Below are 5,632 nucleotides of genomic sequence, written 5' to 3' on the forward strand. Positions count from 1 at the left end.
GTGCCGATGGTGGTGATCTCGAACCGTTCGCCCAGCCGGGTCTCTCGCCAGTCGATCAGGTGGGAGCCGGCGGCCGGCGCCCACGGGTGGGACGCCGCGTCCGGGTCGGTCCATGCATACCAAGCGCTTGCTTTATAGCGGTGCGAGGTCCGACACTGAGCCCATGGCTGACGACACCCCGGTCCGTGACGTGACCGACGACGAGGCCGCCTTCTTCAGGGACAACGGCTGGGTACGGCTGCCGCGCCTGGTCGACCCCGGTCACGTGGCCCTCCTCCGCGACCGGGCGCTGGGCCGCCTGCGGGAGCGCTCACAGGCCGTCACCTCCAAGGTGGACCGGGCGTTCGGCCAGTCCAGGGACATCGCCGAGACCGACCGGCACTTCAGGGAGGTGGCCCTCGCCCCCGCCCTCGGCCGCGGCGCCACCCGGCTGCTCCACGGGGTCGCCGGGGTCCGGGTCCAGGTGACGAACCTGCTGATCAAGGAGCCGGAGCGGGGCGGTCCCGGCGAGCACGGCCGCGGGCACCGGGCCGGGCACGGGGCCACCGAGTTCCACCAGGACTTCCCCTGGATGCCGATGGACCGCTCGGCCATGCTCACCGTCTGGCTGGCACTGGTGGACGTCCCCGCCGACATGGGCTCACTGCGGTTCTACGGCGGTTCCCACCGCCACGGCCTGCTCGGCAGGTCCTTCACCCGCGACGGCGACGACCAGCTCAGCCAGCACTCCTGGCTGCGGGGGCTCGAACTGTCGCCCCCGCTGGACCTGGCTGCGGGGGACGCCACCGCGCACCACGCGCTGACCGTCCACGGCGCCGCCGCCAACCGCCGCGACACCGCCCGGCTGTCGTTCACCGTCACCTACTTCGACGCCGACGCCCTCTACACCGGCATGCCGTACCAGCAGACGGACGGTCTGGGCCTGACCGTCAACCGGCCCTTCGAGCACCCGAAGTTCCCGGTCGTCCCCCATGGGCGCTGAGCCGGTGGCGGGCACCGAGACGGTCAACGGCCCGGTCGCCGACCTCGGGGCGACGCTCATGCACGAGCACGTCTTCGGGCTCAGTCCGGAGATCCTGTGGAACTGGCCCGACATCCCCGAGGGCTGGGACCTCGAACGGCGCGCCCGTGAGGCGGCGGGGAAGCTGACCGAGCTCAAGCGCCACGGCATCGACTCGGTCGTGGACCTCACGGTGATCGGGCTCGGCCGCTACGTGCCCGCCGTGCAGAGGGTGGCGGAGCTGACCGAGGTCAACATCGTGGTCGCCACGGGCCTGTACACCTACGACGCGCTCCCGCCCTACTTCGGCAACCGGGGGCCGGGCTCGCTGTTCGGCGGGCCCGACCGGCTGGCCGAGTTCTTCGTCAGGGACATCACCGAGGGCATCGGCCGCACCGGCGTGAAGGCGGGCATCCTCAAGTGCGCCTCCGACCACCAGGGCATGACGGAAGGCTGCGCGCGGGTCTTCCGCGCGGTCGCCGCGGCCCACCGGGCGACCGGGGTGCCGATCTCCACCCACTCCCACAGCGCCTCCGGCGGCGGCCTGCGGCAGCAGCGGCTGCTGGCGGAGGAGGGCGTGGACCTGACCCGGGTGATCATCGGGCACGCCGGGGACTCCACCGACCTCGCCTACCTGGAGGAGCTCATCGCGGGCGGCTCCTACCTGGGCATGGACCGCTTCGGCATCGAGACGATCAGCTCGTTCGAGGACCGGGTGGCCGTCGTCGCCGAGCTCGCCGCGCGCGGTCACGCCGGCCGCATGGTCCTGTCGCACGACTCCTACTGCTTCAACGACCGCTTCGACCACGACGTGGTACGGCGGCGCCACCCCAACTACCACCTGCTCCACATCTCCCGGGACGTGCTGCCCGAGCTCCGCAGGCGGGGCGTCACCGAGGAGCAGATCCGCCAGATGCTCGTCGGCAACCCCCGCGACATCTTCGCCCGGCGCGAGCCGTACTGACCGTGCCGGCAGCGCCGCGCCGGCCGCACCGAGAGGCATGTGAGGCATGTCATGATCACCGCTAACGACTTCGACGTCAGCGCGGCCTGGCACGTCGCCGCGCCGTACGACTTCCTGCGCATGCTCCGCCGGGAGCGGCCGGTCTTCCGCAGCGAGCATCTGGGCGCCTACGTCATCACCCGGTACGAGGACGTGCGCGCCGCCTACGGCGATCCGCGGCGCTTCTCCTCCGAGGGATCGTTGACGATCTCCCGCACCCTCTCCGAGGAGACCAGGCGGACGCTGGGCGAGCACGGCTCGTTCCTGTCCAGCTTCGTCGCCAACATCGATCCTCCCGCGCACACCCGGCTGCGCCGGTCGGTGTCGCGGGCCTTCACCCCCCGCGCGGTCGCCGCGATGCGCCGGCGCTTCAGCGACCTGAACGAGGAGCTGCTGGAGCGGGCCCTCCCCCGGGGCGGGGGCGACTTCGTCGCCGAGCTCGCCCACCCGCCGTCGGTCAAGCTCACCGCCCGCTTCATCGGCGTCCCCGAGGCGGACGAGGCGTTCGTCCAGGAGCGGGTGAAGGACTGGTTCCAGCTCTTCCTGTCGCCGCAGCCGGCCGAGCGCCAGCCCGTGCTGGCGGAGGGCTTCCTGACCTACCTGGACTACGTCGACAAGCTGGTCGCCGCCCGCGCCGCCGAGCCGCGGGACGACTTCGTGTCGCTGATGGCCTCGCTGATCGGCACCGAGCTGTCGCACCGCGAGGTCGTCGAGCTGATCTCCACGATCCTGCTCGGCGGCAACGACACCGTGCCCAACCAGCTCGGCAACAGCGTGCTGCGGCTGCTGCGCGAGGGGGCCTGGCCCGTCCCGCCCGCCATGGTCCAGAGCGCGGTCGAGGAGTGCATGCGCATCGACGGGGCCAGCCTCGGCTCCTTCCGCCACACCACGACGGACGTCGAGATGCACGGCGTCACCATCCCCGCCGGCTCGCTCTGCCTGCTGTCCACCGACTCCGCGGCGCACGACGAGACCGTCTTCGCCGAGCCCGAGCGGTTCCGGATCGACCGCCGCAACGCCGACGCGCACATGACGCTGGGATACGGCATCCACTTCTGCGTCGGCGCCGCGCTCGCCCGCCTCCAGCTCAGCACCGCCCTGGAGGTGTTGGGCCGTCGCCTGCCGGGGCTGCGCCTGGCGCCGGGCGGGCCGATCGCCTACCGCGCCTCGATCGTCGGCCGGGGCCTGAGCGCGCTGCACGTGGAGTGGTGACGCGCTCCGGCGGCAGGGCCCCGCCGGTCACCGGGAAGTCCCGCCGCCGGGGCGGCGCGGCGCGCCCGGAGCGGCCCGCCGGGCACGCGATCGGGGAACGAGAGCGTGAGAAGCTGGGCCTGTGACGATATCTGTGGGGTTGGTGGGCGCGGGGCCCTGGGCGGAGATGGTGCACGCGCCGATGCTGGCGGCCGGACCGGACACGCGCCTGGCGGGCGTGTGGGCGCGGCGTCCCCAGGCGGCCGCGAGGTTCGGCGTCCCGGTCTTCGAACGCGTCGAGGAGCTGTTCGACAACTGCGAGGCGGTCGCCTTCTCGGTGCCGCCCGCCGTACAGGCCGAGCTGGGCGTGCTCGCCGCCAAGGCGGGCAAGGCGCTGCTGCTGGAGAAGCCGCTCGCGGCCGACCTCGACGGGGCACGGCGGCTGGCCGAGGCGGTCGGCGAGGCGGGAGTGGCCTCGCAGATGGTCCTCACCTGGCGCTACTCCACCGCCACCCGGTCCTTCCTGGCGCGGGTCTCGGCCATCGAGCCGTTCGGCGGGCACGCCGCCAACATCTCCGGGGCGCTGCTCGGCGGCGACTTCGCCACCCCGTGGCGGCTGGAGCGCGGCGCGATCCTCGACGTCGGCCCGCACATGATCGACATGCTGGACGCCGCGCTCGGCCGTGTCACCGGGGTGCGCGCCCACGGCAACCCGCTGGGCTGGGTCGGCCTGCTGCTGGAGCACGAGACGGGCGCGGTGAGCGAGGCCTCGCTGTGCATGAGCGTGCCGGGCCGGACGCCGCCCTCCACCGTGGACGTCTACGGCCGGCTGGGCCGGGAGTCCATCACCGGCGACCAGCTCGGCCCGGACGTCTTCGCCGTCATGCTCGCGGAGTTCGCCGAGACCGTGCGCGGAGGTGGGGGCCACCCCCTCGACGCCGCGCACGGCCTGCGCCTCCAGGAGATCATCGCCGCCGCGGAGAAGCAGCTCGGCTAGCTCGGCCAGCCGCACGGGCCACAGCGGCCACAGCGGCCACAGCGGTCGAGCACAGCCGGCGCGAACCCTTGACGCCGGAGTGTTCAGGAGGATTGATAACGTTTGTCCGACGCGCAGCGCGTAGCGAAGTCCGGTGTGAGTCCGGCGCTGTCCCGCAACTGTCATGGTCCCCACAGGCCGAGCCAGGTCGCCTTCCGCTGCGCCGACGCCGTCAACCCTCGTGGAAAAGGGTGATCCGTCCTTGTCTCGGGTCTCTCGGTTCCGGTAACTGAAAGGACCTCGCTTTGAGGCCCGTACGTACCGCCTTCGCCGGCGCGCTGCTCGGTGTGCTGGCCCTGGCCGGATGCGGTCAGAGCCCCGCCCCCGCCCCCTCGGACGCGTCCGCCCCCGGCGCGGCCACCGCGTCCCCGGCGTCCTCGGGCGCCGCTGACTTCCCCGTCACGGTGGAGGCGGGCAACGGCCCGGTCGCCATCGCCAAGCGGCCCGAGCGGATCGTCTCGCTGTCGCCCACCGCCACCGAGACCCTGTTCGCCGTCGGGGCCGGACCCCAGGTCGTCGCGGTCGACGACCAGTCGAACCACCCCGCCGAGGCGCCGAAGACCGACCTGTCGGGCTTCAAGCCGAACGCGGAGGCGATCATCGCCCAGAAGCCCGACCTGGTGGTGCTCGCCAACGACAGCGACGGCATCGTGGCCAAGCTGACCAAGGTCAACGTCCCGGTGCTGCTGGAGCCCTCGGCCGCCAAGCTCGACGAGACCTACGACCAGATCGCCGACCTCGGCACGGCCACCGGCAACAAGGCCAAGGCCGAGGAGGTCGTGGCCGGGATGAAGCAGGAGATGGGCCGGCTCATGGCGACCGTGCCCACGGACAAGAAGCTCACCTTCTACCACGAGCTGGACTCCACGCCCTACTCGGTCACCTCCACCACCTTCATCGGCCAGATCTACGGCATGTTCGGCCTGACCAACATCGCCGACAAGGCCCCCGACCCGGCCGGCGGCTATCCCAAGCTCTCCGCCGAGTTCGTCGCCCAGGCCGACCCGGACCTCATCTTCCTGGCCGACACCAAGTGCTGCGCCCAGTCCAAGGACACCCTCGCCAAGCGCCCCGGCTGGTCCAAGCTGTCGGCCCTCAAGAACGACCGGGTCGTCGCCCTCGACGATGACATCGCCTCCCGCTGGGGCCCGCGTGTGGTGGACCTGGCCAAGCAGGTCGGCGAGGCCGTGCAGAAGGCCGCGACCGAATAAGTGACCGGTCTCTCTCGCTCCGGCGGCCCCGGCCGGGCGGACGGTCCCCCGGCCGGGGCCTCGGCCTCCGGCGGCTCCAGCGGCCCCGGCGGTTCCGGCCCGGCGGACGGTCCCCCGGCGGGGGGACGCGCACCGGCAGATCCGCTCGGTCTTCATGCAGGTGGTGCTGGAAGCGCAGCGCCCCCACGTGC

6 protein-coding genes are annotated in these 5,632 nt (G+C 72.6%); all 6 read left to right on the plus strand.

The window, feature by feature from the left end:
* The first annotated feature begins 163 nt into the window (after window positions 1–163).
* The 6 genes from ACWDS7_RS46075 (at window position 164) to ACWDS7_RS46100 (ending at window position 5,441) form a co-directional block, all read left to right on the plus strand.
* Window positions 164–982 (plus strand): phytanoyl-CoA dioxygenase family protein, encoded by an 819-nt coding sequence (locus ACWDS7_RS46075; RefSeq protein WP_306857402.1) that lies wholly within the window; start codon window positions 164–166, stop codon window positions 980–982.
* Window positions 972–1,964, plus strand: a complete 993-nt coding sequence (locus tag ACWDS7_RS46080; RefSeq protein WP_451934451.1) for a phosphotriesterase family protein — start codon at window positions 972–974, stop codon at window positions 1,962–1,964. Before ACWDS7_RS46075 ends, ACWDS7_RS46080 begins: the two co-directional genes overlap by 11 nt.
* Window positions 1,965–2,015: 51 nt before the next feature.
* Window positions 2,016–3,215, plus strand: coding sequence for a cytochrome P450 (locus tag ACWDS7_RS46085; protein WP_451934452.1), 1,200 nt, complete (start codon window positions 2,016–2,018; stop codon window positions 3,213–3,215).
* Window positions 3,212–3,340 (plus strand): hypothetical protein, encoded by a 129-nt coding sequence (locus ACWDS7_RS46090; protein WP_451934453.1) that lies wholly within the window; start codon window positions 3,212–3,214, stop codon window positions 3,338–3,340. Before ACWDS7_RS46085 ends, ACWDS7_RS46090 begins: the two co-directional genes overlap by 4 nt.
* Entirely contained in the window at window positions 3,337–4,191 is an 855-nt protein-coding gene (locus tag ACWDS7_RS46095) for a Gfo/Idh/MocA family protein (RefSeq protein ID WP_451934454.1), read from the plus strand. The genes ACWDS7_RS46090 and ACWDS7_RS46095 overlap by 4 nt, the downstream gene beginning before the upstream one ends.
* Window positions 4,192–4,475: 284 nt before the next feature.
* Complete coding sequence (locus ACWDS7_RS46100) at window positions 4,476–5,441, plus strand: helical backbone metal receptor (protein WP_451934455.1); 966 nt, start codon at window positions 4,476–4,478, stop codon at window positions 5,439–5,441.
* Window positions 5,442–5,632 lie beyond the last annotated feature (191 nt).

It is taken from the genome of Streptosporangium sp. NPDC003464 (genome assembly GCF_053588315.1).

Bases quoted from the DNA above. Each gene is read 5' to 3' on its own strand.
- ACWDS7_RS46075 (WP_306857402.1), top strand. From the start codon at position 164: ATGGCTGACGACACCCCGGTCCGTGACGTGACCGACGACGAGGCCGCC.
- ACWDS7_RS46080 (WP_451934451.1), top strand. From the start codon at position 972: ATGGGCGCTGAGCCGGTGGCGGGCACCGAGACGGTCAACGGCCCGGTC.
- ACWDS7_RS46085 (WP_451934452.1), top strand. From the start codon at position 2,016: ATGATCACCGCTAACGACTTCGACGTCAGCGCGGCCTGGCACGTCGCC.